The organism is Thiothrix sp. (genome assembly GCF_028714775.1).
Taxonomy (GTDB): domain Bacteria; phylum Pseudomonadota; class Gammaproteobacteria; order Thiotrichales; family Thiotrichaceae; genus Thiothrix.
The window spans coordinates 75,666-100,734 of the sequence record NZ_JAQTLS010000002.1 but is presented as its reverse complement, the minus strand read 5'-3'; the positions used below and the strand labels follow the sequence as shown (position 1 = coordinate 100,734).

General features: G+C 52.6%; 20 protein-coding genes and 1 tRNA gene. 10 read left to right on the top strand and 11 right to left on the bottom strand.

Annotation, left to right across the window (positions count from 1 at the left end):
- Positions 1–43: 43 nt before the first annotated feature.
- A complete protein-coding gene (gene mobA / locus PHE17_RS02025) occupies positions 44–1,174 on the bottom strand; it encodes a molybdenum cofactor guanylyltransferase MobA (protein WP_301014141.1) in 1,131 nt (376 codons plus the stop codon).
- A gap of 41 nt (positions 1,175–1,215) precedes the next feature.
- Here mobA and moaA point away from each other — a divergent pair, with 41 nt between their 5' ends.
- The gene (gene moaA, locus PHE17_RS02020; protein ID WP_301014140.1) at positions 1,216–2,229 is read left to right on the top strand and encodes a GTP 3',8-cyclase MoaA; all 1,014 of its coding nucleotides are present in this window, start codon (positions 1,216–1,218) and stop codon (positions 2,227–2,229) included.
- On the opposite strand, the gene PHE17_RS02015 is transcribed toward moaA, so the two are convergent.
- Together PHE17_RS02015 and PHE17_RS02010 are read right to left on the bottom strand one after the other, a co-directional pair.
- Complete coding sequence (locus PHE17_RS02015) at positions 2,230–4,011, bottom strand: ABC transporter ATP-binding protein (RefSeq protein ID WP_301014139.1); 1,782 nt, start codon at positions 4,009–4,011, stop codon at positions 2,230–2,232.
- Positions 4,012–4,101: 90 nt separating this feature from the next.
- Positions 4,102–5,070: a c-type cytochrome gene (locus PHE17_RS02010; RefSeq protein WP_301014138.1), complete on the bottom strand. Its 969-nt coding sequence runs from the start codon at positions 5,068–5,070 to the stop codon at positions 4,102–4,104.
- 200 nt (positions 5,071–5,270) lie between these two features.
- Between PHE17_RS02010 and PHE17_RS02005 the strand changes: the two genes are divergently transcribed.
- Positions 5,271–5,346 (top strand) — tRNA-Arg (locus tag PHE17_RS02005).
- Between the two features lie 15 nt (positions 5,347–5,361).
- On the opposite strand, the gene PHE17_RS02000 is transcribed toward PHE17_RS02005, so the two are convergent.
- Genes PHE17_RS02000 through PHE17_RS01980 form a run of 5 tightly spaced genes read right to left on the bottom strand, consistent with a single transcriptional unit; the run spans position 5,362 to position 10,752 of the window.
- Positions 5,362–6,117 carry a type II secretion system protein N gene (locus PHE17_RS02000; protein WP_301014137.1) on the bottom strand — a complete coding sequence of 252 codons (756 nt, stop codon included), beginning with the start codon at positions 6,115–6,117 and terminating at the stop codon, positions 5,362–5,364.
- The gene (locus PHE17_RS01995; RefSeq protein WP_301014136.1) at positions 6,114–6,593 is read right to left on the bottom strand and encodes a type II secretion system protein M; all 480 of its coding nucleotides are present in this window, start codon (positions 6,591–6,593) and stop codon (positions 6,114–6,116) included. Before PHE17_RS01995 ends, PHE17_RS02000 begins: the two co-directional genes overlap by 4 nt.
- Positions 6,590–7,792: a type II secretion system protein GspL gene (gene gspL / locus PHE17_RS01990; RefSeq protein WP_301014135.1), complete on the bottom strand. Its 1,203-nt coding sequence runs from the start codon at positions 7,790–7,792 to the stop codon at positions 6,590–6,592. The genes PHE17_RS01995 and gspL overlap by 4 nt, the downstream gene beginning before the upstream one ends.
- Entirely contained in the window at positions 7,764–8,828 is a 1,065-nt protein-coding gene (gspK, locus tag PHE17_RS01985; RefSeq protein WP_301014134.1) for a type II secretion system minor pseudopilin GspK, read from the bottom strand. Before gspK ends, gspL begins: the two co-directional genes overlap by 29 nt.
- Entirely contained in the window at positions 8,800–10,752 is a 1,953-nt protein-coding gene (locus tag PHE17_RS01980) for a lytic transglycosylase domain-containing protein (RefSeq protein WP_301014133.1), read from the bottom strand. Before PHE17_RS01980 ends, gspK begins: the two co-directional genes overlap by 29 nt.
- Positions 10,753–10,922: 170 nt before the next feature.
- Here PHE17_RS01980 and PHE17_RS01975 point away from each other — a divergent pair, with 170 nt between their 5' ends.
- Both PHE17_RS01975 and PHE17_RS01970 read left to right on the top strand, forming a co-directional pair.
- Positions 10,923–13,097 carry a malate synthase G gene (locus PHE17_RS01975; protein WP_301014132.1) on the top strand — a complete coding sequence of 725 codons (2,175 nt, stop codon included), beginning with the start codon at positions 10,923–10,925 and terminating at the stop codon, positions 13,095–13,097.
- A gap of 9 nt (positions 13,098–13,106) precedes the next feature.
- Positions 13,107–13,625 (top strand): 3'-5' exoribonuclease, encoded by a 519-nt coding sequence (locus tag PHE17_RS01970; protein WP_301014131.1) that lies wholly within the window; start codon positions 13,107–13,109, stop codon positions 13,623–13,625.
- A gap of 4 nt (positions 13,626–13,629) precedes the next feature.
- On the opposite strand, the gene PHE17_RS01965 is transcribed toward PHE17_RS01970, so the two are convergent.
- Positions 13,630–15,534 carry a hypothetical protein gene (locus tag PHE17_RS01965; protein WP_301014130.1) on the bottom strand — a complete coding sequence of 635 codons (1,905 nt, stop codon included), beginning with the start codon at positions 15,532–15,534 and terminating at the stop codon, positions 13,630–13,632.
- A 129-nt stretch (positions 15,535–15,663) separates the two neighbouring features.
- On the opposite strand from PHE17_RS01965, the gene PHE17_RS01960 reads away from it, so the two are divergent.
- From PHE17_RS01960 to PHE17_RS01945, 4 genes are read left to right on the top strand one after another with little or no spacing between them, the layout of a single operon-like run.
- Positions 15,664–15,897 carry a DUF6489 family protein gene (locus PHE17_RS01960; RefSeq protein WP_301014129.1) on the top strand — a complete coding sequence of 78 codons (234 nt, stop codon included), beginning with the start codon at positions 15,664–15,666 and terminating at the stop codon, positions 15,895–15,897.
- A 14-nt stretch (positions 15,898–15,911) separates the two neighbouring features.
- Positions 15,912–16,556: a peptide-methionine (S)-S-oxide reductase MsrA gene (msrA, locus tag PHE17_RS01955; protein ID WP_301014128.1), complete on the top strand. Its 645-nt coding sequence runs from the start codon at positions 15,912–15,914 to the stop codon at positions 16,554–16,556.
- A gap of 11 nt (positions 16,557–16,567) precedes the next feature.
- Positions 16,568–17,611 (top strand): nicotinate-nucleotide--dimethylbenzimidazole phosphoribosyltransferase, encoded by a 1,044-nt coding sequence (gene cobT / locus PHE17_RS01950; RefSeq protein ID WP_301014127.1) that lies wholly within the window; start codon positions 16,568–16,570, stop codon positions 17,609–17,611.
- Positions 17,612–17,617: 6 nt separating this feature from the next.
- Positions 17,618–18,265 (top strand): histidine phosphatase family protein, encoded by a 648-nt coding sequence (locus PHE17_RS01945; RefSeq protein WP_301014126.1) that lies wholly within the window; start codon positions 17,618–17,620, stop codon positions 18,263–18,265.
- 27 nt (positions 18,266–18,292) lie between these two features.
- On the opposite strand, the gene PHE17_RS01940 is transcribed toward PHE17_RS01945, so the two are convergent.
- Positions 18,293–18,964 (bottom strand): hypothetical protein, encoded by a 672-nt coding sequence (locus tag PHE17_RS01940; RefSeq protein ID WP_301014125.1) that lies wholly within the window; start codon positions 18,962–18,964, stop codon positions 18,293–18,295.
- A gap of 116 nt (positions 18,965–19,080) precedes the next feature.
- Positions 19,081–19,476: a hypothetical protein gene (locus tag PHE17_RS01935; protein ID WP_301014124.1), complete on the bottom strand. Its 396-nt coding sequence runs from the start codon at positions 19,474–19,476 to the stop codon at positions 19,081–19,083.
- Positions 19,477–19,581: 105 nt separating this feature from the next.
- Between PHE17_RS01935 and PHE17_RS01930 the strand changes: the two genes are divergently transcribed.
- Positions 19,582–20,487 carry a WYL domain-containing protein gene (locus PHE17_RS01930; RefSeq protein WP_301014123.1) on the top strand — a complete coding sequence of 302 codons (906 nt, stop codon included), beginning with the start codon at positions 19,582–19,584 and terminating at the stop codon, positions 20,485–20,487.
- Positions 20,488–20,502: 15 nt separating this feature from the next.
- The gene (locus PHE17_RS01925) at positions 20,503–25,068 is read left to right on the top strand and encodes an ATP-binding protein (RefSeq protein WP_301014122.1); all 4,566 of its coding nucleotides are present in this window, start codon (positions 20,503–20,505) and stop codon (positions 25,066–25,068) included.
- Position 25,069 lies beyond the last annotated feature (1 nt).

The following is a 25,069-nucleotide window of genomic DNA, read 5'->3' as shown; positions in this document are numbered from 1 at the left end:
TTTGGCTGTAAAACCTCAATATCCGCCATCTATCTGCCAAAAGTCAAGGATGTGGCGTGAGTGGCTGCTTTATCCTCGCCAAAATAAAATCCACCACCGTTTCCGGCTGATTAAGATCAAGCCTAGGCAAATGCGCAGGAACTTCCAATGCCGCATCATCCGTCGCCAGCGCAATCACATTGCCATCGGTAGGAAACATCAGCGGCTTACCCAAACTGGGGCGGTGCAATTCAATCTTGGGAAAGGCTTCGTGTTTGAAACCTTCCACCAGAATCAGGTCAACGTTTGCCGCCATAATCCCGCTGATGGCATCAGCAAGCGAGGCTTCGCGCTGGCGACCGCCCCCGACTTCGCGCATGGAAATGATACGCTGGTGCGAAGCCAGCACCACTTGTTGCGCCCCCGCTTCGCGCATCCGGTAGCTGTCCTTGCCCGGTTTGTCGAGGTCAATGACGTGGTGGGTATGCTTGACCACCGCAATGCGCAGCCCGGCGGCTTTCAATAGCGGGATCAATTGAGTCAGCAAGGTGGTTTTGCCCGTGCCACTGTAAGCGCAAAAGCCCAGCAGCGGCACTTGCCCTTCCAACATCTGCTTGTCGGCGGGGGTATTCATGTTCCTGAAACTGGCAGCGCAATCGGAAAAATCCACCGTTGCCATGCGGTGGCGGGCATACCATTCCCTTGGGCTGCGCCCGCCTTGCGCTAAGAAATCTTGTAAATCATCCAGCAGGCACAGGGGCAACAGCGCATAAACGGGTTGCAGGCGGATGCCATCGTGCGCAACAGCCAATTCCGCCCCTTCGCTTTGCAGTGCCGTCAGTAAGCGTTGCGCCAGATCGGGCGGCATGGATGGGGCATCGCATGGCACGGTGAGGATGTAAGGCGTGGTTGCCACCCGCATAGCAGCGGCAAAACCTGCCAGCGGCCCTTGGAAGCCTTCCACCGTATCGGCAATGACCATGCATCCATAACGCCGGTAGGTGTCGGCATTGCGGTTGGCGCTGATCAGGCTTTTTCCGACTTGCGGTTTCAAACCATCAAGGATGTGTTCCACCAGCGGGCGACCGTGGAACAGCAGCAAGCCCTTGTCCTGCCCACCCATGCGGCTACCTTGCCCACCCGCCAATACCACCGCAGTGATACTCCCTTTATCCCACACCTTATGTTCCATCATGCTTATTGCGGCTCCACGGCTGAGTTGGTAAAACTAGAAACATGATACCAAGCAATCCCGAAAATAGCCTGCTGGTCGACCGCTTCGGGCGGCAGGTCACTTACGTGCGCCTTTCCGTCACCGACCGCTGCGATTTGCGCTGTGTGTATTGCATGTCGGAAGAAATGACCTTCGTCCCCCGCGAGCAATTGCTGACGTTGGAAGAAATGGCGCGGCTGGGGAAAACGTTCGTCGAGCTTGGCGTCCACAAAATCCGCATCACTGGCGGCGAACCGCTGGTACGGCGTAACATCCTGCACCTGTTCCGCGAACTGGGGCAACTCGACGGCTTACACGACCTGACCCTGACCACCAACGGCACGCAACTGGCGCGTTACGCACAGGAATTGAAAGACGCAGGTGTCACGCGCATCAATATCAGCCTCGACACCCTCAAGGCAGAACGTTTTCAGCAATTGACCCGCTTGGGCGACATCAACAAAGTGTTCGCGGGGATTGATGCAGCACTGGCGGCGGGTTTCCAGCGCATTAAACTGAATGCCGTGATCCTCAAACACCGTAATGATGACGAAGTGCTGGATTTGGTGGAATTTGCCCACCAGCGCGGCATGGACATCACCTTCATCGAAGAAATGCCGCTGGGTGTGATCGACAGCCACGACCGCGCCGAGGCGTATTATTCCAGCACTGAAATCTTGCACGCCTTGCAACAACACATGGCGCTAGCGGAAGTGGCGGATAATACCGGCGGGCCATCGCGCTATTTCGGGCGGGCAGGCAGCGATTACCGGGTCGGGTTCATTTCCCCGCATAGCCACAACTTTTGCGACACTTGCAACCGCGTGCGGGTGACGGCGGAAGGGCGTTTGCTGCTATGTTTGGGGCAAGAACATTCGGTGGATTTGCGCGAAGTGTTGCGGGCAAACCCAGACGATGATGTCAAAGTGCGTGAAGCCTTGCTCCAGTCGATGTCGATCAAGCCGCAAGGGCACGAATTCGATGTAAACGCTGCCCAACCCGTGATTTTCCGCCACATGAGCGCCACGGGCGGGTAATTACACCTCGCCGTACAATTTCCGGTACAAGCCATCTTGCGCCAGCAATTGCTGATGGTTTCCCTGCTCGCTGATCCCGCCATCCTCAAACACGAAAATGTGGTCAGCTTGGCGTACCGCACTGAGGCGGTGGGCAATGATCAGGGTGGTACGCGCTTTGAGGAATTCACCCATTGCCGTATGCAATTTCTGCTCGGTTTCCATATCCAGCGCGGAAGTGGCTTCATCGAGGATCACCACGCTGGGGTTGGACAGGATCATCCGCGCAATTGCCAAGCGCTGGCGTTGCCCACCGGAAAGGCGCATCCCTTGCCGCCCGACGATGGTTTCCAAGCCTTGTTGCTGAGCGCGGATGGTGTCGTCGAGTTGGGCAATGCGTAACGCTTCCCACAACTTTTCATCCGGCAAATCACGCCCCAAGGTCAGGTTGGCGCGGATGGTGTCGTTGAATAGCGCGGGCTGTTGCAGCACGGTGGCGACGTGTTCGCGCACCACATCCAGCCCAATTTCCGTCACGGGTACGCCATCAAAATACAACTGCCCTTGTTGCGGCTGGTAAAGCCCCAGCAGCACCTGCACGAAGGTCGATTTGCCGCCGCCGCTTGCCCCGACTAGCGCAATTTTCTGCCCAGCCTGGATGGTCAGATTCACATCCTTCAACACCGGCGGTTTGTTGCCGTAAGCAAAGGTAATGTTTTCTGCCCGCACGCTGACCGTGGTTTTGCCCACGAAAGGGTTATGCAGGTGCGGGTAATGCGGTTCCGGCTGCATCGCCAGCAAGGTGTTGATGCGTTGTAAGGCGGCACGCGCCCCGTACCAACTGTACTGGATCGACAGCACTTCCTGCACCGGCCCCATCATGAACCACAAGTAGCTGAACACCGCGAGCATTTCGCCAATACTCAAATCCGAAAACACCACCATCAACATGCTGACCGCGCGGAACAGGTCAAACCCGGAAATGAACACGGTAAATGACAAGCGGTTAGCCGCATCACTGCGCCACGCGAAACGCCCTGCGTGAAGTTTCACATCCTGCGCGTGATCGGCAACCCGACTGAAAAAACTACCAGCGCGGTTACTGGCGCGGATTTGCTGGATGGTATCGAGGGTTTCCGTCAAGGCTTGCTGAAACAGTTCAAACGCACTGTTTTCCTGCTTTTTCAAATCTTTGACGTAAGAACCGAGCTTAGTGGTCAGCAAAATCACCAGTGGGTTGAGGAACAGGATGAACAGCGCCAACTGCCAATGCAGCCACAGCATCACCACGGTGACACCGACTAGCGTCATGACCGCGACGATAAACTTGCTGATACTTGCACCGAGGAAAGCATCAAGGGTTTCCACATCCACCACTAAGCGCGAGCTGACCGTGCCGCTGCCCAACGTTTCGTATTCGGTCATAGAAATGGTTTCGATGTGCCGCAACAAACGGCGGCGAATGCTGTAGGTCAGGTCTTTGCTGATCAGGGTAAATTCGCGGGTCTGATAAACCGTGCACACCAGCCACAGCAGGCGCAGCACCATCGTCAGCAAAGTAATGCCACTGATATACAGGATCGGGCCATGCCAAGCAGGTGGGAACAGGCCATCCATCAATGCGATCATGGCGGCAGGTTTGTGCAGCAGCACTTCATCCACCAGCAAGGGAATCAACAGTGGGATCGGGACGCTGATCAGGGCAGCAAGGATGGCAACGCCGTTGGCGCGGATCAATTCTTTACGGTGAAGGAGTACCTGCCGGAACAGGTCACGCCATTGGTATTCGGTACGGGTATTCATGAACCCCAATGCTAGCGGGATTTTATTGCGCCGCAAACAAGAAAGGCGCAACCCGTGCGCCTTTCTATCAAAATAACCAGCGAGGGCTGATTACTTAGCTTTGCCCACCATGAAATCAACTGCCGCCTTAACGTCAGCATCAGACAGGGAAGGGTTGCCGCCTTTAGCTGGCATGACTTTACCCGGAGTAACGTTCATGCGGCCTTCAACGGCAGACTTGTACAGCGCGTCAGCACCTCTGGCAATACGCGGCCCCCAATCAGCTTTGTCGCCCAATTTCGGGGAACCCGCAACGCCGACATCGTGGCAAGCGAAACAAGTGGCTTTGTAGACCTTTTCGCCATCAGCAGCAGCGGCTGGGGCAGCGGCTTCAGCAGGCTTTGCATCAGCAGCAGGCGCAGCGGCGACTGGAGCGGCAGCTTCAGCAGGTTTTGCATCAGCAGCAGGGGCAGCGGCGGCTGGGGCAGCGGCTTCAGCAGGTTTTGCATCAGCAGCAGGGGCAGCGGCGGCTGGAGCAGCAGCTTCAGCAGGCTTCGCATCAGCAGCAGGTGCAGCGGCTGGAGCAGCAGCTTTCACTTGACCAGACAGGTCATGACCTGCTTTGCCAGTCATATAAACAATGGCATTGCTCAACTCTTCGTCGGTAATCGCTGGATCACCACCACGCGCTGGCATGGAACGGATACCATTGACCGCATTTTTCAGCAGACCGTCCAAACCTTGGGCAACACGCGGAGCCCAAGCAGCCTTATCATCAATTTTCGGTGCACCCAACACGCCTGCGCCATGGCAAGAAGTACAGACAGCGCTATAAACAGCCTCACCAGAACGGGCTGCTTTAACCACGGATTTGTCAACCTTGTTGACGGAACCAATCGGAGCAAGGTTCGCATCAGCCGCTGCTGCTTGCATAGTCGTATCTTCAGCACCTTTGATTGAGTTTTTCCCAATCGTGCTGAACAAGCTGGAAACCAGTACAAAAACAGCCGCGCCAATCAGGGCGAGGCCACCAATCAAAATTGGCTTAGCCATAGGGTCATTAGGTGTCGAGTGAGCCACATTGTCCTCCTGTAGACCGGGCGGACATTTTTGCCCGGAAATCAGTGAATCTAAGAAGTCAAAAAAGTGTAAACCGGCGGATTATATTCAATGTCCCTAATATACACCATCCATCTGAATAGAAAAATTGCTTTTGCGTTGATATGAGTTAAGCAGATAGACGTTATGCCCTTCCTTGGGTATCATGCACAGTCTTTCATGCACCCGTAGCTCAGTGGATAGAGTATTGGCCTCCGAAGCCAAGGGTCGCTGGTTCGATCCCAGCCGGGTGCGCCAATCCTCAAAGTCGCATCACAACGCCACATTTCCCTGCTTTTCAAGGTGATAGCTGCCATCTGCTTGTGGCATTCCAACCGATATTGCCATGAACTGCTTAATATCTTCATCCAACGCGCCATTCGGTCTGAGGCCAGCAGAAAGCTGATACGCACCATCAACTTGCACACTGCCTTGCCCATCCAGTGCAAAAGCGGCTTCAGGCGCAGAGTTCAGGCTAATTTGCTGCACACCCGCACTATCAACACTAAAGACTGCGGTGTAATTGCCGAATGCTCGCGGGTTCATCTGCACCCCGGCTTCTTGCCATTCGAGTTGCCCGCTGATGTTAGGTCGGGTGTTTTTCGCCCAATCTAGGCTGGCGAGGTCAGCTTGGAGTTTCCCACGCAATGGCATGAAACCTTGCAAATACGGCTGCAAGGCTTGTGCAGGCAAATCTGTCAACGTCAGCTCACGGCAATGCAACTTGCCCGCAAACGTAACACCACACGTCCCTTTGAGATCACCACCTTCCAACTGCGCTTGTAACCCAGCGGCAAGCTGCCCCTTGAACAGCGCAGAAAGGTGTAAATCCCACTGCACATTGCGCAGTTGCAACTGTTGCCAAGAGACGTTGCTGGCAGAACCTTGCCAGAGTGAACCACTGACACCTTGCAGCGTAAGCGGCAAACCCGCAGGCAGACGGTCGGTCAGCAAGTGGGCGGGTAATTGTGTCAAAGAGGTGAGTAGGAAACTGATCAGCCCGGCGAGAATTAGAATACTTTTTTTCATCGTTGTAAGAGAATTTCTGCGTCAATCAATCCGCTTTCTTTGGCGGGTTTCAGGGTCATGCTGGAGACATGGGCGGCATACTGGTGTTCCATTTGGTCAAGGAAACGCGCCAATGCATCGAAAGGCTTGCCTGTCAGCTTGATGCGCACTTTGTCGCGTTCCTGTGAGTCGGAACTGCTGCCTTCACCATCAAGCTGGTGTTGTTTTAACAGGTTGGTCACAGCGCTGTAAAGGTTTTCACTGCTGAGCGGCGCAGCATCGGGGGAAGCACCACGGGCGTTGAGGATTTCGCCGCGCTGTTGCTGCATTTGCTGGTTGGCATCACGCGCTACCTGCAAATCCTGTTGCAGGAACGTGTAGTGGCGGGCTAACGGCTTCCAGATGAGTAGCCACAAAAAAATCATTGCCAGCAATGCCGCAGCTATCGTCACCAAGCGGCGTTCGCGGGTGTTCAGGCTTTGCCACCATGCTTTCATGACGTGCCCCCTAAAGTCAGGCTCGCCTTGATGGTGTCGGCGGTGCGAGATGATTTGAGTTCGATGGTCTTGCCCAGTGCGGTTTCTAGGGTTTCACGCAGCTTGTCGACCGCCTGCTGGTCTTGCGCTTGCAAGTTAACCGATAATTCACCCGCTTGGGCGTGGATGTCTTCCAGTGTCAAACCGCTGCTGCTGGCGAAGGCTTCGGCGAAGCTGGCAAGTGAGGCCAAGGGGCTGCCTGCCCCGCCATTGCCATCCTTCTTGTGCAACGCTGCGAGTTCTGAATCCAGCAAAACTTTGAGCGACGCCGGATCATCAACGCTGCCAGTGGCATTGGGGAAAAGCTCGGCGAATAGGCGTTGGTTTTCGGCATGGAGTTCTGCCACCTGCCGGTTCATGTGGTAAGCAGCCGTGCCGAACCAGCCTGCCCCCAAGAGGATTGCCGCCCCCGCGAGTACTGCTGCTTGTTTCCAACGTTGCCATTGTTGGCGCAGGCGGGCATTGGTTTCATCTTGCAGGCCGCGCAACAGGTTGAGTGGCATCGCACTTTGCAAGCTGCTGGCGTGGAGTTGTTCGGCGTGGATTTCGGGGATGATTTCAAACTGCCCGCTTTCTGCCCAAGCGCTAGATTGGTCGGAATACAGGCGCACACGCTGCGGGGTTTCGCGCCCTGCCCGCAGGCTCTCCAGCACCAAAGGCAAGGCGCTGCTGTTACAGGCGAAACCGCCCAGTTCGGTGGTGCGCAACCACGTCTGCTCACCTTGCTGCCACAGGGTCACGGTGTCGGCTTCCCACGGCAGGGCGAATACGTCCGGCAGGATCGCGTTGGCGCGGAGTTGGTGCTTTTGCAAGGCGGCAACCCATTCACGCAGGCGCTCACGGTCGATGATGGCTGCGTCAACCAGCGAGGTATCACCGCGCATTTGCCAGACAATGTGTTGGTTTTCTGGGTCGTCGGCGATGGCATCTTCCAGCGCGTAGGGAATCGCTTGCTTTAACTGGCGCTGGTTACGGGTATTGATGGTGGTATGGGTCAACAGTACTTCACGGCTGGGGATCAGCAATACAACCTGCTGCTGCCCCCGCGCTAAGGGTAACAGTTTATCCCACGTACCGTGCGCCCACTCGGTGGATGCACCACTGAGCAAAGCCCAAGCGGGTTCGGGGTCATCAGGTGTTTGCAGGCGTAGTATTAGCATCGTCAGTCGTTGTGTCGTCTTTTTCTGGTTCGTTAACGCGGTCAAATTGGCGCATTATGACACGGATGGGCTTGCCGGTTTCACGAAAAAATACGCTATTGACATAGACCCGCGCCCTGCCGAGACGGACTTCTCCGGTCAGGCGAAAATATTGCGAGGCAACATCCAAAACCTTGCTCAGTTGCTCCTGTTTTGCTTGATCCACTGGATCCAAAGCAGCAAACAAATCGCCCGTGGTTTTATACGGGGTTTCGGCGGTGCGTGCCGCCGCGATGGTATCAACACTATTTTGGCTTAAACCAATGGCTTTCAACACCACATCCGTCGCCGTATTGGCATTGATTTTAGTCGAGGTTTTGGCTGGCAATACGGTGGCATTCCGTAAAAAGTCCGCCAACATTTGTTCTTTTTCTTTGGGGTCAGTTATATCCAGCCGTAATAGCCGTACCTCACTGGCATCCGCAAACGCCCGGTTAGCCGCCCGATAAGGCACTGCGCCTGACAGATAATAATCACTTTCTGCACTTTCACCCGTTTGGATAATACTATCAGCATCCACCCAGTCGATAATGGTGTCGGCAAACCCGGATGGCAAACTGCTTAACTTCACCAGCTCTTTTAACTGCTGGTCTTCGCCATTGGTGCGCAACTTACCCTTTTCATCCAGTACATTATTAAGGTTGAAACGGGCTTGCAGGTCTTCCAGCTTACCTTTGAATTCACCAACTTTGACGCCGTTACCCTCTTCTATCGGCAAGGTTGGAAGCTGGGTTGCCCAGCCCTCACTTAAAGCATCGTATTTATTGTCTTGCTGGTCGCGCTGCAATTCCATACCGACGAATTGCTCTAGGGCGAAAGCGTATTGCCATGCGCGTTCTAACGATTGGTAGTTATCGGTTTGACGCACCGCACGGCTTTGGCGGGCGAAAATCAACGCTGCCAACGTCACCACCAACGCCACCACCACCAATACCGTCAGGATGGCGACGCCGCGTTGCTGGGTAAGTTTACGGTTGGGCAGTTTTCGGTGGTGCATTCGGTGCTATGGGCAACAACCGCTCAGACAGGCGGATGCCTTTTCCCTCGTTAAGTTTGTAATCGTAAATCGTAGTATACGTCATCACCGCCTGCACATAATCGCGGGTTTCGGTAAATGGGATACTTTCGATCCACTGGTCGGCATTGATCAGCGAGCTAGGAGCCCATTGCGGCGGACGCCCCGGCCCGGCATTGTAAGCGGCGGTGGCTTGCGCGTAGTTACCGTTAAACTTGCCCAGCATTTCGCGCAAGTAAGCGCTGCCTAACTGGACATTGGTTGCTGGTTGCAGCACATCATCCTTACTACTGATGGTCAGCCCCAATTTGCGCCCGACAGCGCGGGCAGTGGGCAAAATCAATTGCATCAGGCCGAAAGCATTCGCGCCCGATTCCGCATTGGCATCAAACGCACTTTCGCGGCGCATTACCCCGAAAATCCACGCAGGTTGGAGACCTTGGTTCCGCGCCTGTTCCTGCACCAGATCGGTGTGGACGAGCGGGAAACGCAGGTTGATTTCACCCCATTCTTTCGAGCGGGAAAGCGTCCAGATCGCAAGGTTGGGGTCGCCCGTGCGGGTAGCGAGTTCTGCCGCTGCCAGCTTGCCGTCCTTATCCATCTGTTGGAGGGTACGGAACCATTCCTTGCGCCCTTGGGCACGGTCGCCCAGCGCAAACCACGCAAATACCCGCTGGATCGCTGCCAACTTTTGCAACCCGGCAACCCGTTGGCTGCGGTCAACCGGCGGATCATTCAGCCCAGAATAGCCTTGCCCCAAGCGGTCAGAAGCAAGGAAACCGTAAAATGTCGCTTGCGGGGCAATATTGGCGTACAGCGAAGCCGCTTCTTGGGTTTTGCCAGTCTGTTCCAAAGCGCGGGCTTGCCAGTATTTCCAACCTGCCGCATCGCGCTCGTTATCGAAAGTCAGTTGCTGGGTGGCTTGCAAGACGCTATTCCAATCACTTTGGCGGGCAGCAATACGCGCCAACCACAGGCTGCCGTCTTGGGTGCGATTTTCAGCAGGAATGTTGACCAGCCGGGGAATCGCTGCGGCGTCGTGGCGTAATGCCTGATACATGCCGAGGGCGCTTTCCACCCTGCCGGATTCTGCCGGGGTAAATTTGAATTTTTGGCGGGCTGCCAACCACGTGGATTCGGCGGTCTGTGACTCTTTTTTGGCAATGCGCTCCAGTGCGAAAGCGATAATTTCGCGCACATAAGGGGAGTCTGCTTGCTGCAATACCGTTGGCAGGCTTGCCAACGGGTCTTTACGCACTTGTATCCACAACGCGACGGCGGCTTGCTGGTCGGGGGGCAAGTCAGCCGCCAGTTGTGCAGCCAGCGAAGTTTGTTTTTTGTCGATAGCCACACGGATGCGTTGCCAATAATCCTCGGTGGACAATTTCACATGATTGCGCAACAGCACGGTGACAGGCGCACACGCGGGTGTGATAGATTTTTCAATGCCCAGCCATGCCTGTTTACCGACTTCCAGTGCGGCATCTTTTTGTCCGGTGGCGGCGAGTGCTTGGGTGCGGTAACACAGCACATCCGTATCATCCAGCTCAGCAGGGATGTTGTTCAGCAAGCCTTGCCAATCCTGCTTTTCCGTCAGCCGTTTCGCCAGTGCCGCATAAACATCATCCGCCATCAGCGAGCCGGGGTTGCGCAGGGCAAACGCCAGCAATTGCTGATCGGGAATGCCGCCAAGGCTTTGCTTGATGTATTCGTATTCCAACCATGGGTACAGCGGGTATTGGCGCATCGTGGGCGGCAAAGCGACAAACGTGTCCACTTTGCCTGCTTGCAGGTCAGCACGCACTTGCAGGAACAGGCTCGCCTGATCTTCAGGCACGGCGGCAGCTTGCGCCAAAACAGCGCAAAACAGGGAAACACACAGGCTAGTCAGTAGCTTTTTTGTCATTAACGGGGCATACCAAAATCGACGGACTTAAGAGTCTCACAAATGCCGGTTTAGATTCAAATGCCCCGCCAATACTAAACATTGATAATTCCAATTTTTACCGTAAGGAATCTTGCGTTATAAGCTGATATGTCGACAATTACATTTTATTTCTGTGAGGAACTTGACTAATGTTGGATAAAATTCAGGTTGGCGGCTTGCAAGTGTCAACACTCCTGCATGATTTCGTGAACAATCAAGCACTGCCGGGCACTAACATCGACACCGCACGTTTCTGGGCAGGGCTGGAAGCCATCGTCAATGACCTCGCCCCGCGTAACCGCGAGCTGCTGGCAAAACGCGACGCCCTGCAAGCCCAAATCGACGCATGGCACGTTGCCAACAAAGGCAAGTTCGACTTCGCAACGTACAAAGCGTTCCTGCAAGACATCGGCTATTTGTTGCCAGAAGGTGAAGCCTTCGCGGTTACGACGCAAAATGTCGACCCTGAAATTACCGAAATGGCAGGCGCTCAGTTGGTTGTGCCGGTGATGAATGCGCGTTTCGCCCTGAATGCCGCCAATGCCCGCTGGGGTAGCTTGTATGACGCGCTGTACGGCACGGATGCATTACCTTCCACCGATGGCGCAGAAGCCGGTACGGTTTACAACCCGGTGCGTGGCGCGAAAGTTATCGAATTTGCCCGCAACTTCCTCGACGAAGCCGCACCACTGGCGCACGGCTCACACAAAACCGCTAGCCGTTACTGGGTAGAAAACGGTGAACTGCGCATTGACCTCGTGGGCGGTTCCGTCATTGGCCTGCGTAATGGCAACCAATTTGCCGGTTACAACGGGGATGCAGAAGCACCTTCCGCCATCTTGCTGCGTAACAACGGCCTGCACTTTGAACTCCAGATCAACCGCAACGGTGCTATCGGCAAAAGCGACACCGCTGGCGTCAATGACATCCTGATGGAAGCGGCACTGACTACCATCATGGACTGCGAAGACTCAGTAGCTGCCGTCGATGCAGTCGACAAAACCTTGATTTACACCAACTGGCTCGGCCTGATGAAAGGCGACCTGACCGAATCTGTCAGCAAAGGCGGCAAAACGTTCACCCGCGCCATGAACCCTGACCGCACTTACACCGCTGCGGATGGTTCCACACTCGTACTGCCGGGACGCAGCTTGCTGTTCGTGCGTAATGTCGGTCACTTGATGACCAACCCCGCGATCATCGACAAAGACGGTAACGAAATCCCCGAAGGCATCATGGACGGTTACATGAGCGCCATGATCGCCATCCACAACCTCAATGGCAGCGCGAAATTCGCCAACTCCCGCACTGGCTCGGTTTACATCGTGAAACCGAAAATGCACGGGCCGGAAGAAGTCGCCTTCACCAACGAACTGTTCGGGCGCATCGAAGACGCACTGGGCTTGCCGCGCAACACCCTGAAAGTCGGCATCATGGATGAAGAACGCCGCACCACCGTCAACCTGAAAGAATGCATCCGCGCCGCCAAAGAGCGCGTGGTATTCATCAACACCGGCTTCCTTGACCGTACCGGCGACGAAATGCACACCTCAATGGAAGCAGGCCCGATGATCCGCAAAGGCGACATGAAAACTGCTGCTTGGATCAAGGCTTACGAAGACTGGAACGTCGACATCGGCCTAGAATGCGGCCTGCCGGGTCATGCACAGATCGGTAAAGGCATGTGGGCAATCCCCGACCAAATGGCAAACATGTTGGCAACCAAAATCGGGCATCCGCTCGCTGGGGCAAATACCGCGTGGGTTCCATCGCCAACCGCAGCCGCCTTACACGCGCTGCACTACCACAAGGTCAACGTGTTCGCCCGTCAGCAAGAGTTGAAAAGCCGTCCACGTGCCAACATCGACGACATCCTCACCATTCCGGTCGCAGCTAACCCCAACTGGAGTGCAGAAGAAATCCAGCAGGAACTGGACAACAACGCACAGGGCATCCTAGGCTACGTAGTACGCTGGGTAAACCAAGGTGTCGGCTGTTCCAAAGTGCCTGACATCAACGACGTGGGTTTGATGGAAGACCGCGCCACGCTGCGCATTTCCAGCCAACACATGGCAAACTGGTTACACCACGGCATTTGCACGCCAGAGCAAGTCATGGAAGCGTTCAAGCGCATGGCGGGCAAGGTTGATGCGCAAAACGCAGGCGACCCGACTTACACCAAAATGGGCGGCAATGCTGACAAGAGCGTGGCATTCAAAGCCGCTTGCGATCTGGTGTTTAAAGGGCGTGAGCAACCGAATGGCTATACCGAGCCGCTGCTGCACAAGTACCGGGCAGAGGCAAAGGTAGCGCTGTTCTTTTAAGGAAAAAAGATGAGCTACATCATGGTGGACATCGAGGCCGACGGCCCGATTCCCGGCGATTATTCAATGGTCAGTTTCGGCGCGGTCATCGTCGAACCGGCCTTGAGCCGCACCTTCTACGGGCAACTCAAGCCGATTTCGGAACGTTGGATTCCGCAAGCGCTTGCCGTCAGTGGGCATAGCCGGGAAGAAACCTTGGCTTTCGATGATCCTGCCGTGGTGATGCGCCGATTTGCCGATTGGTTAAAGCGCGAAGCAACAGACCGCCCGCACTTCATTTCGGACAATAACGGTTTCGATTGGCAGTTCATCAACTGGTATTTTCATCACTTTCTGGGTGAAAACCCGTTCGGTTTCAGCTCCACCAATATGGGGTCGCTGTACAAGGGGCTGGTGGGGGATATGTTCCAGAACTTTAAACACCTGCGCAAAACCCAACATGACCACCACCCGGTCAACGACGCCAAAGGCAATGCCGAAGCATTGCTGGCGATGAAGACGCAATTTGCGCTGAAAATCCGCTTTTAAGCCCTCAATTGGCGGTTGGGCAAGGGAACTTGCTCAGCTCCTCTTCACAGGCGCTGTGCCGATTGTCCGGCAACGGTATTGCAGCATTCTTAATCTCACACGCGGCTTTCCATGCGCCTTGGACTTGGTATTGGGTTTCCAGTAAGTAAAGTTGCTTGACCGCCTTATTGGTATTGCAGTCCAGTTTGCGGTCGATGCTCAAAGCCGTTTGGTAAGCGCTGGAAGCTTGCGGGTAGCCGCCTTCATCGAAATAGCGGTCAGCAATGGATAAGTAAAACTGCTTGTCCAGCACCACCCGGTTGGCGGGGTTGATCATGCGGGCATCCGCGCAGGCTTTGTCTTCCAAACGCTTTTCCATCAGCGCCATTGGGTCGCGGTAAGCGCGGGCAATACACAGGCTGTTTTGTATCCAGTCGATGCGGTTATTGACGCTGGTTGCCGCTTCCAACGCCAAAACGGCGGTATCCGCATTCTTTTGCTGGGTAAGTAAAACCCCCATATTCGCCCACGCAAAAGCGTTCTTGCAGTTCTTTTGCAAGGCTTCGATGTATTTCGCCACCGCTTGAGGATAAAGCTTGTTGTTGAATAGCAGCGTGGCGTCACTTTCGGTCTGGTTGGAAGCCAGCATATCCAGCGAAGCAGCGGGCGGGGTATCAGGTGCTTGGCATTTATCCCATAGCGCTTGCAAGGTCGCCAAATCAGCCAGCGGCGGCGAAGCTTGCAACACTTGCTGCAAGTATTTCTGCACGTCTTCAGGCTGCTCCGGGATAGGGACGCCACCACCAGTAACCAATGCAGCCACTGATGTTTCCGGCTGGAAGTCGTATGCATCAGGAAGCCGAGGGTGAGCCGCAATCGGGGCAAGTGGCGGCGACGGCAGGACTGGCGCAACAACTGGCGCGGCGCTAGCAGCAACAGCGGCGACACACACTTTCGTTTGCTCGTAATCTGGGCACAGCAGCTTGGTCTTTTCCACCGCATTGGCGAGCGTATTGTCGAGCACATGCTTCAACATATCATCGCCATCGACGGCTTGCTTGTGCTCTTCTTGTTGCAGGGTTTTCAGTAACTCGCCCAGACTTTCCGGGGTCAACTGGCTGCTGCGGAGGTTGGCGCAATACCCAAACCATTGCCCTAACGCACCCTCTTGCGCCCCTGCACCGACAAAATTGGTTTTACCTGCGCAGTAATAATACAGGTTGTGTTTGGGCGCGGCGGCACTGAGCAAGTCGATGCGGCTTTCATTCAACATTTCCTTGATCAGGTCGAAATTCAGTGCATTGGGCGGACGGCTCCCCAAATCACGGGAATAAGTGAAAACATTTTCGCCCAACTCGACCTGCATAAACAGCTTGCCCTGATCTTGGTAGACCGAGCCGACGATATTGCGCCGCCCGAAGATGCTGGAAATGAAATCAACCACATCGCTGATGGCAATGCCCGTTTCTGGCAGCTTGATGTTACTACCCAACTGCGTACTGGCTGAGGTGCTGATGATTTGCACTGGCTCACCGCGATCATCCATGTTTTGCCCCGCCTGCCGCGTGCCTTGGCCTTTCAGGGTATTGTCGATGGCGGTTTCAGCCTCCTGCAATTCCCGGCTGAGTTGGCTGGCAATGACCCGCCCGCTGTCAGGGTTAAGGTCAACGATACTTTTGGCAACGGTGAAGGGTTTAACCAGCACCGATTTGGCGCTGCTGATCGCTTGGTAAACCACCAACCCGGCAATCAAAGCCAAACCTACGGCAGCAAACAGCCGCAATGCCCCCATCAGCCGGTCGGTCAGCACTTTCATGGTATCTGTTGAAAGGATGATGGCATTCCGCAGGTAGCCGCCCCAGCGTTTCAAGCGTGACAGTTGCGCTAGTGAAGGGGCGTCGGCTGGTGTAACTGGAGTATCGGTGGTCATTTTCGTTAACTCTTTGTCGCAAGTTTGCCTTTGAGTATAGGTAAGGCGTCATGAAATGATGGCATCGTTTCCCCCTGCCTGCGCTAATCTGTGTCAAAATGCCGATATACAGGACAAGGGAGTACCCGTATGAATATCAAAATCGACGTAGACATGACCCCGGAAGACATGCGCCGCCTGATGGGCTTACCGGATGTACAAGAATTTAACCGTGAAGTCATGGCACAAATGCTGAAAAAAATGCAGGAAGGCGTAGAAGGTTACGATCCTCTCAGTTTCTTTAAAACTGGCGTGGTAGGTGGCTCTGAAGCCTTCAAACCGTGGATGGATTTCTTCACCGGCGCGGGCAAAAAAAGCACGTAAACAAGGAGGCAACTATGTTTGGATACACCAAACCCGCCACCTTGCCAACCCCAGATCAGGCTTTGCCGGGACGCCCTGAAGCTATCCCGGTCAGCAACCGCCATTTCGTCAACGGCAACCCGATCCAAGCGCCATTTCCAGCAGGTCTGGAACAGGTGGCCTTTGGGCTGGGCTGTTTTTGGGGTGCGGAGAAACTATTTTGGCAACTGCCGGGGGTTTATTCCACTGCCGTGGGCTATGCGGGTGGCTATACGCCTAACCCAACCTACCACGAAGTCTGTTCGGGCATGACCGGGCATAACGAAGTGGTACTGGTGGTGCTCGACCCGGCACAGATCACTTTCGCCACCTTACTGAAAGTTTTCTGGGAAGCGCACAACCCCACGCAAGGGATGCGCCAAGGCAATGACAGGGGCACGCAATACCGCTCCGGCATTTACCCCACTTCCTCCGCACAAAGGCTGGAAGCCGAAGCCAGTCTGGATGCTTACCAGTCAGCACTGGAAGATGTTGGCTATGGCGCAATTACCACCGAAATCGTAGAAGCGCCCACCTTTTACTACGCAGAGGACTATCATCAGCAATATCTCGCCAAAAATCCGAGTGGCTATTGCGGCTTGGGTGGAACGGGTGTGAGGTTAACGGATAGCAGCATCTAAAAGGAAATAGCATGGAATGGTTAAACGAACCCTGTCGAGTTTTGGACAATGCAGCCGCAGCGGAAGCCCGCGAACGGCAAGCGCAATTGACCAAACCCGCCGGGGCGCTGGGTGATTTGGAAGACATCGCGATCCGCCTCGCGGGTATGCAACAGCGCGGACACCCGGCAGTCGACAAGGTACACATCAGCGTATTCGCCGCTGACCACGGGGTTGCCGAGGAAGGGGTATCCGCTTTCCCGCAAGCCGTAACCACGCAGATGGTACACAACTTCCTCAATGGCGGCGCTGCCATCAGCGTACTGGCAAAGGAGCTGGGCGCGACGCTGGAAGTGATTGATGTCGGTCTCAAAAACCCAGTTTCCCACCTCGGACTGATTAGCCAACGTGTCGCCGATGGTGCAGACAATAGCACCCAACAAGCGGCGATGACCGAATGGCAACTGGGTTTGGCCTTGCAAGCAGGGTTTGACGCCGTGGAACGCGCCCACGCCAACGGTGCAGAACTGTTCATCGGCGGGGAAATGGGCATTGGCAACACCACCGCTGCCACCGCTTTGTATTGCGCCCTTTTGGACTTACCCCCGCTGGAAGTGGTTGGCCCCGGCACAGGCTTGGATCAGGCAGGCATGTTACACAAGGTCAAAGTCGTGCAACGCATCCTCAACCTGCACCGCCATTACTGCCACAAACCGCTGGAAGCCTTGCGCCGCATGGGTGGGTTTGAAATTGCCGCGCTCACGGGCGCTTACGTCCGCGCTGCCCAATGGGGCATCCCGGTGTTGGTGGATGGTTTCATCAGCACCGCAGCGGCACTGATTGCTACCGCGCTGCAACCTGCCGTCAGTGATTGGCTGTTCCTCTCGCACACCTCGGGCGAACCGGGGCATGTGTTCGCCGTCGCGGAACTGAAACAACGCCCGCTGTTGGAATTGGGGATGCGTTTGGGGGAAGGCAGTGGTGCAGCCGTCGCTGTTCCGCTATTACGCATGGCCTGTGCATTGCACAACCGCATGGCAACGTTTGCCGAAGCATCTGTTACCGGGAAGCTGTAACGCCGCATGGATAACGCCAGCGCCCCGGAAGTTGCGCCAGAACTGCCGCCCACCGTACCGACTACGCCGACCACGGTGGATTTGTTGCGCCACGGGCAAGTGGCAACCCCCAACCTGTTTTGCGCCCCGCGCCATGAACCGCTGGGCATTTCCGGCTGGAAACAACTGACGCTTGCCACCCAAACCGGGCGCTGGGATGCGGTGATTGCCTCACCCAGCCGCCGTTGCCACGATTTTGCCCGTTTGCTTGCCCAGCGTTTGAATTGCCCGTTTGAGGTGGATGCGCGTTTCGGGGAAATGGATTTCGGCCTGTGGATTGGCAAAACCCAAGACGAAATCTGGGCGCAAGATGCCGAGTTGATGCAGCAATTGTGGTATCAGCCACGGCGTTTCATTGCCCCCGGCGGCGAAGCGATGGAAAGTTTCATCGACCGCATCCATGAAGCGTGGAATGACTTGCAAGCCCGTTACGCCGGGCAGCATGTGTTGGTGCTGACCCATGCGGGGGTCATCCGCGTGGTGCTGGCACAGGTGCTCGACATCCTGTACCAGAAAAGTTTGCGCTTTGAAGTCGGCTACGCGCAGATCACCCGTGTGCGCACTTACCCGGACGGGGCAAGCTCCATTGTCGGGCATGGGCTGCCGCAGGCTTGAAGCACTCGCGGCAACCCTCCTACCGTTTTACCGCCAAGTGGTGTAACCGATAGAAAGCCGTTTGGGGGAACCTGCCGAAATCGCATTCATCCTGAATTGGCTAATCCGCCCTTCGTTAGTCTTGACGCAGACATACGAACCGACGGGCACATCCAACAAGGAAGCACGGTCAGGCGTGAAACGGGCAGCGGAACAACCCGCGAAACCCCGGTTTGAGCGGTTGCCGACCGCCATCAATGCGCCATTGCGCGGGACGAGGTAAAGCAAATCGGCTGTTTCCGCTTGGAACCACAAATCAGCCCCAGCCGGTTGGACACGCCCCGTGTCGAGGTCAAAGGTGTAAGTTTGCGGCACATCCAAACTGCCCGTCGAGAACGTGACTGGCGCAGGCACATTGGTCACGCAGCGGAAGCCACCCGCAACAGCGGTACAGGTGTTGTTATCCGGGGCATTGCGCTGCACGGAGCCGGACGAACCGTAAATGCACATCAGCGCGGGTCTGCCAGCAATCGGCTGCACCTTGGTTTCGGTCAAATGGTTAACGATTGGGGTTGTCCACCAACCCGCAGGCAGTGGGTCAGTAATGGTGCGGCGGGCATCACTCAACGGACAGTTAATATTGACATCCGCCAACACAGGTTGCGCCAGCGACAGCAAGAATGGGCTGGCAATAAGGCTGTATTTCAATAGCTTATTCATGATGCACTTCCCTCATTGTGATGAATTAATTGTTAGAATGGGTTCACTATAAGTTTAGTCCATGCGCCGCCGTTTGGGTTCCCGCCCGCCGCTCATCCGCCTAACGGTAGCGGTCGTTATTCATCTAATACATCCGGTTTCTGCAACGCTTTCTTTTCCTCTGAAGCCAAACGGCGTTCCACTTTCTTCACATCTTCCGCAGGCTGCAAGTTTTCTGGGCGAATGCCACGTTCCAACAATGTCCGGCGCACCGCAGCATTATTGGTGATGTGTTCGTTGGAAATGGCGGCTTCCGTCTTCATTTTGTGTTCACGGGCGTTGAAGATGGTGATTTCCGTGGCGAAATCTTTGGCTTTGAGGATGATGGTCGGGGCGAAATCAGCCAGCGGGCGATTGTCAGGCACATTCCACTGGGCTTTCATGGATTGCGTTGGTTTGCCGAACAGGGCGGTATCGCCTGCCTCGAAGCAACGTGGCTGTGAGGCAAAAGTGTGAACCAATTCCTTTTTCATTGCTTGTCTCCGCATAATCGCTAGCGTTTAAACTATCATCATATTGATGATCTATAGTAGTCTAGTTTATTGAATTTTAGAATAAGGAAGATCATAATCTAATCCATGAAACAGCCCGATATGTTTGAAACCACCGCCGATACCTTGGCATCCCTGAGCCTGCCGCAGCGCGAACGCTTGGCCTTCCTTGAGTTCCGTCTGTTCTTTCTGGGGGATGTGCGCCGTCAGGATTTGATGGATCGCTTTGGCATTGCTCCCGCTGCCGCGACCCGCGATTTTGCGCAATACCGCGAGCTTTGCCCCGACAACCTCAGTCTGGATGGCAGCAGCAAGGCGTATGTGCTGGGCGGTGGCTTTCGGCCTGCGTTTGCGCACAATGTCGAGCGGGTGTTGATGATGCTGTCGCAAGGGTTTGGCGATGGGGTCAGCCAGATGCAGGATGCGTTGTTGCCGTGCGAATTGCCGCCGATGTTGATCCGCCCTTCGGTGGAAATCCTTGCGCCTGTGACGCGGGCAATTTATCAGCGTAAAGCGGTGAGGATGCGTTATTTCTCGCATTCCAGCGGGGTGTCGGAGCGGGAGATTGTGCCGTTCGCGCTGGCAAATGACGGGCTGCGCTGGCACGTCCGCGCTTTTGACCGCAAATCCGGGGAATTCCGCGACTTTGTGTTTACGCGCATGGAATCCACCGAACTGCTGGATAGCAACCCCGCCAAACACGAACTCCCCGCGCAAGACATCCAATGGAACCGCATTGTCGAACTCGACATCGTGCCGCACCCTGACCGTGAGCGTCCCGAAATCACCGAACGCGACTACGGCATGGTCGATGGCGTGCTGCATTTGAAACTGCGGGCGGCGATGGCGGGGTATGTGCTGCGGCAATGGCAGGTGGATTGCTCGGCGGATCATAGTGTTAAAGAGCAAGGGTGTCGGTTGTGGCTGCGGGATGTGTTAGCGTTGTATGGGGTAAAAAATGCGATGCTGGCATTGGGGTATTCAAAAACTTAGTTTGTCGAGGATATTTTGAGCAGGCAAGGTACAAAATCCGGTCAGGGCGATGACTATCAAATAGCAGTGGCTATCCACTGGGTAATTCGTCTGCTATCCGATGACAACATTGATTACATTCAAGCTGAGTCGAATGGGATTCGTGAATTTTCAGAAAGAGTGACCGTCGATGATATTGTGATTGTCTATAAGAATAATCATCGACATTATATACAGGCCAAGAAAAATCAGTCACAAAATCGCGCTTGGTCATTCGCCGATTTAGGTGATGAACTTGTAAAAAGCAAAGAGCAACTCTGTGCTGACAGCACTGCTTTGGTATATTTCTATTCGTCCACACCATTCGGGGAATTCAAATCATTAGCAGACGCTTGCCGTGAGTATCCCGATTTCCCAGCATTTCAGCGTGAAGCAGGAAACAGGCAGAATGACTCCTTAGTTAACTTAGCAGAACGATGGCAAGAGTCGGCAGAAAATAGTTTTAAGTTAGCTCAACGAATAGAATTTGGTTCTCACCTTAATTTTGAGGAATGGAAAAGACAAAATCTACAAGAATTAGAAAGGCTAGTTACAAAGCCGGATACGACCCTTGCTATTCTTGAAAGTTTTGTAAATGCTCATCAATCAAAACAAGTAGGCACAAGTTTTGAAATTCGTAGCGAACAAGTTTTCACTGAATTACGTAAGCATGGAGTAATTTCAGCACCAACCTATGTGACTCAGGAAATACTGGATAAATTCGCCGATATTTCACGCATTGGACGTGATTGGAATCGGTCTGTTGGTGGCAGACAAATTGCCCGACCAGAACTTGGAGAAGTTCTCCATAGCATTAGGGAACAAAAAGAGACAATTCTCATTGTTGACCGTCCAGGAAGCGGAAAAACATGTTTACTCTTAGATATTATTGAACAATTGGAACGCGATGAAAACACAGCGTCACTATTCCTGAAGGGTGATCGTTTTATTACTAAAGAAACAAGATGCGATCTGCCAAATGACTTAGTAGAAATGTGTGCTCGCCTTGTGGAATCAAAACCACTTGTCGTCATTATTGACTCTCTGGATGTTTTATCTTTAAACAGGGATTCGGGTAGTCTTAATTACTTTTTAAGCTTGATTGATCGGTTGCAAGGCATATCAAATATAACATTGATTGCAGCCTGCCGAACCTTTGATTTACAATACGATGCAAAACTCCGAGACCGGACATGGGCTAAAAAAGTCGAGCTGGCGGATTTTGATTTTGATGGTGTTGTAGCTCCTTTACTTTCGGGGTGGGGCGTTAAGGCAGAGGCTTTAAACACCGAACTAAAGCAATTGCTCTGTTTACCTCAGAATTTACGTCTATTTGAATCCATTGCTAGCTTGGACAGAGGGCTAGAAATCCGCAACCCCTATGAATTACAGGCAGTGTTTCTGGATGAGTGTGTAAGAAAGCATCCTGATTTAGGTACAACAGGGCTGCAAAGCCTGCAAAAACTCGCACACCTGTTACTTAGTTCAAGATTACATCAACTCTCGATCACCCAATTTCCCGGAGATGAATCTATACGTCGAAATCTGATTAGCCAAAATGTGTTGTTCGAAGATTCCGGCAAGATTGCTTTCAGTCATCAGACACTTTTTGATACCTTGGTTGTCCAACATGCTCTTGCCAATGACAAGGATTTTCTGTCATTTATCCTAGAATACCCGCCATTCCCTTTTTTGAGAGCATCAGTTCAAACTTTTGTATTTCATCTACGAATATACAGCCCAGAACTATTTTCACGTCAGATTACAAAAGCACTCGATCATGACAAAGTTGCTTACCACCTTAAACGACTCATTGTTGAGACTATTGCAACTCTGAATGTTAGCCCGAATGAAGACTGGCCTTTGATTCGGCGCATCTTTCAACAACACCCTATTCTATTCGAGCGGATGTTCTGGAAAACCACAGGAAATGGTTGGTTTAGATTACTGTTAGATTATTGGTTGCCGTTATTGAGAAATACTGATCAGCATTGGAGGGATAACTTTTTACGACGACTAGAGCTATGGGCAAATAACTTTCCTGCTGAAGTCGTTGGACTATGGTTACGGGCTATTAATGAAGATTGGAATGCAAGCAACGCGCATGACGTAATTATCTGGCAGATAAATAACTTTACCGAGTGGCATACAGAAGGGATAAATACCTTACTTGAGTCGATTTCTAAAAAGACCATCCGCGAATATGGGTTTTTCCTAGATGTTTTAGGTCGCTATGCTACCTCAATGAACGAAGGTAATACCTTGTTATGGCGCTTCATGACTAGAAAGGTAACTAATAGAGGCATTTCTCACTTTGAACTTGGCAGACAATTGGATTGCAAATTTCGAGACAAAAATTTCTTGGAAAAACACTTAGAAAAGTCTAGCCATTTTCTTGATCTGGTACTCTCTAGCTTAGAATTATGGGCATACAGTGAAGAACCAAGAAATCGAGAGTTAAACTCAGCATTTATTGATAGTTGCCCATCTTATGATCGGAGACATAGCCGCCAAGATTTGTATCACTCAGATGATTTGGCTGTTCTACTACAAGCATTAGAAAATGCGATTCATACTCATGCAAGTGAGAACACAGCATGGTGGAAAACAAATAAATCAAGACTGAGAGATTCAAGCCTACTGATTTTTCTGTATTTCCTGATCAAACCTTATTCTGATTCACCTGAAAGCCATGCTGATGGAATAAGCGCACTATTAACTAATGCAGAATTTTTCCGCTATGGTCGTTTAGATTATGAAATCGGGCAATTGATGCAGACCAGTTACTTCCTCTTGCCGGAGATAGCTCAACTCGAAAATCAGCGCATTATTCTAGGCTTATATAATGGCGATGATTGGGTTGGATACCAAGAAAATAATGAACCACCTCAATGGGTATACAGAAAAAGGTATAACTACTTGTTGTGGATACCTGTTATATATCGCACTGAGGAAAGCCAAAGTTTCATTAACCAATTCGAGAATAGCTTTGGTCGGTTTTTGCCGGAACCCGATATTAGAAGCAGAGGAGGTACTGTTAGTTATCCGTTGACCTTGGAGCAAATGTTAAGTTTCACTGATATTGCCTTGATCTCTTACTGTAAGCATTATGAAGGTTATGACGATGGATTTGGACATCACCCTGGAGACCATCTGCGTGGCGACCAAGGAATGGTACAACGCAGGCTTAGCGAAGCTGCCGCCTATGACCCTCCTCGATATTTAAAATTAATACCCATATTTTTTTCGAGCGAACTAGATGCAGGTTATGCACAAAATATTGTTCATGGAGTTGCTGATCATCTACGGTATAGATATGGGAATCTTACCCCTGCTGGTGGTGAGTTCAAAAGAGTTCAGCCGGAAGTAAATGGAGAGCCATTGGCAGAAAAATTACTACTTCTAATGGAAAAGAATTGGCTATGGACGGATACAAATCAATTTAATCTTTTTATGATTCCTGAAGCCTGCTGTGAAGTATTGCGTCAACAGGAACAAACAGAAAAACTTGTATTTATTTTATTTCAGTTTCTTTTTGATTTGCGACATCAGAAGATCAGAAAGAATTTTGAAGAACCGTTGACTGAAAAATCTGAACGTGATGTACGGTTTCGTGCCATCAACAGTGACTGGGGACATATTGGAAGTGGTGTTGCAAAACTTTGCAGTCGCTTATTAGAGGAAGAGCAAAATATTCCAGAATTGCTATTTCCATTATTACGACATTTAGTCAAAGCTTCGGAACAAGCAGCCATAACAATTATTGATCAAATCCCCTATATAACATACAAAAATCCAGAATGGGGGTTTCAATTATTTAGTGACATCTATGATGGTAACTCGCCACCATATCTTTGGGGAGTAGCACAACAACATTTATATTATCAGTATCATAGTAATTTTGAGTATGTACAGCCTTATCTGGAACGTATGTTACGATCAGGTGACCCCGAAGCATTGCAGGGCTGGGGACTCTTATCGACTATGAGTCATCTATCTAGACATATTAGTCAGGATCAACTTTTTGAAAAACTAGCCAATGTAAACAAAGAAGAAGTGTGGATAGCTGCAACCCAAGTATTTGCAGCCAACTTAGATAAACACATTCGAGATGGGCTGTGTATCAGTGGACTGACTCGTATTCTGGAACTTGAATTAGGTCTACCAAAAGTTATTGGTGAAATTGAGGATGCTTTCGATCCTAAAGAGCATGGTAGCTGTTTAGGACTCGATTTTGCCCGATTATATATCGAGAAAGCCAGTTTCAACGAAGATCGGTGGAGCATCAAACATCTACTGGATTGGATTGCTGATTTATCAAACCGTGACCCTTTAGCAACATTAGAGTTGATGGAAAAATTAGCGGACAGACTGTCCACCGAATCTGCCAGACGGCTTTATGACGGAAAATCATTAATTCAAGCTCTAAATACACTTTTGCGAGAAGCCGATGAGACAGATGATAAAATATTAATTACTCGTGTTATTAACTTGCAAGACAGATTACTACAGTTAGATTTGTACGGTATCGAGGACTTTTTTAAAGCCGCAGAAAAGAACTGAT

Excerpts from the sequence above, each read along its gene's own strand:
- gspK (WP_301014134.1), bottom strand. The coding sequence starts at position 8,828 with ATGCACCACCGAAAACTGCCCAACCGTAAACTTACCCAGCAACGCGGC.
- PHE17_RS01975 (WP_301014132.1), top strand. The coding sequence starts at position 10,923 with ATGTTGGATAAAATTCAGGTTGGCGGCTTGCAAGTGTCAACACTCCTG.
- PHE17_RS01940 (WP_301014125.1), bottom strand. The coding sequence starts at position 18,964 with ATGAATAAGCTATTGAAATACAGCCTTATTGCCAGCCCATTCTTGCTG.
- mobA (WP_301014141.1), bottom strand. The coding sequence starts at position 1,174 with ATGATGGAACATAAGGTGTGGGATAAAGGGAGTATCACTGCGGTGGTA.
- msrA (WP_301014128.1), top strand. The coding sequence starts at position 15,912 with ATGTTTGGATACACCAAACCCGCCACCTTGCCAACCCCAGATCAGGCT.
- cobT (WP_301014127.1), top strand. The coding sequence starts at position 16,568 with ATGGAATGGTTAAACGAACCCTGTCGAGTTTTGGACAATGCAGCCGCA.
- moaA (WP_301014140.1), top strand. The coding sequence starts at position 1,216 with ATGATACCAAGCAATCCCGAAAATAGCCTGCTGGTCGACCGCTTCGGG.
- PHE17_RS01970 (WP_301014131.1), top strand. The coding sequence starts at position 13,107 with ATGAGCTACATCATGGTGGACATCGAGGCCGACGGCCCGATTCCCGGC.
- PHE17_RS01960 (WP_301014129.1), top strand. The coding sequence starts at position 15,664 with ATGAATATCAAAATCGACGTAGACATGACCCCGGAAGACATGCGCCGC.
- PHE17_RS01945 (WP_301014126.1), top strand. The coding sequence starts at position 17,618 with ATGGATAACGCCAGCGCCCCGGAAGTTGCGCCAGAACTGCCGCCCACC.
- PHE17_RS01930 (WP_301014123.1), top strand. The coding sequence starts at position 19,582 with ATGAAACAGCCCGATATGTTTGAAACCACCGCCGATACCTTGGCATCC.
- PHE17_RS01935 (WP_301014124.1), bottom strand. The coding sequence starts at position 19,476 with ATGAAAAAGGAATTGGTTCACACTTTTGCCTCACAGCCACGTTGCTTC.
- PHE17_RS01995 (WP_301014136.1), bottom strand. The coding sequence starts at position 6,593 with ATGAAAGCATGGTGGCAAAGCCTGAACACCCGCGAACGCCGCTTGGTG.
- PHE17_RS01980 (WP_301014133.1), bottom strand. The coding sequence starts at position 10,752 with ATGACAAAAAAGCTACTGACTAGCCTGTGTGTTTCCCTGTTTTGCGCT.
- gspL (WP_301014135.1), bottom strand. The coding sequence starts at position 7,792 with ATGCTAATACTACGCCTGCAAACACCTGATGACCCCGAACCCGCTTGG.
- PHE17_RS02000 (WP_301014137.1), bottom strand. The coding sequence starts at position 6,117 with ATGAAAAAAAGTATTCTAATTCTCGCCGGGCTGATCAGTTTCCTACTC.
- PHE17_RS02015 (WP_301014139.1), bottom strand. The coding sequence starts at position 4,011 with ATGAATACCCGTACCGAATACCAATGGCGTGACCTGTTCCGGCAGGTA.
- PHE17_RS01965 (WP_301014130.1), bottom strand. The coding sequence starts at position 15,534 with ATGACCACCGATACTCCAGTTACACCAGCCGACGCCCCTTCACTAGCG.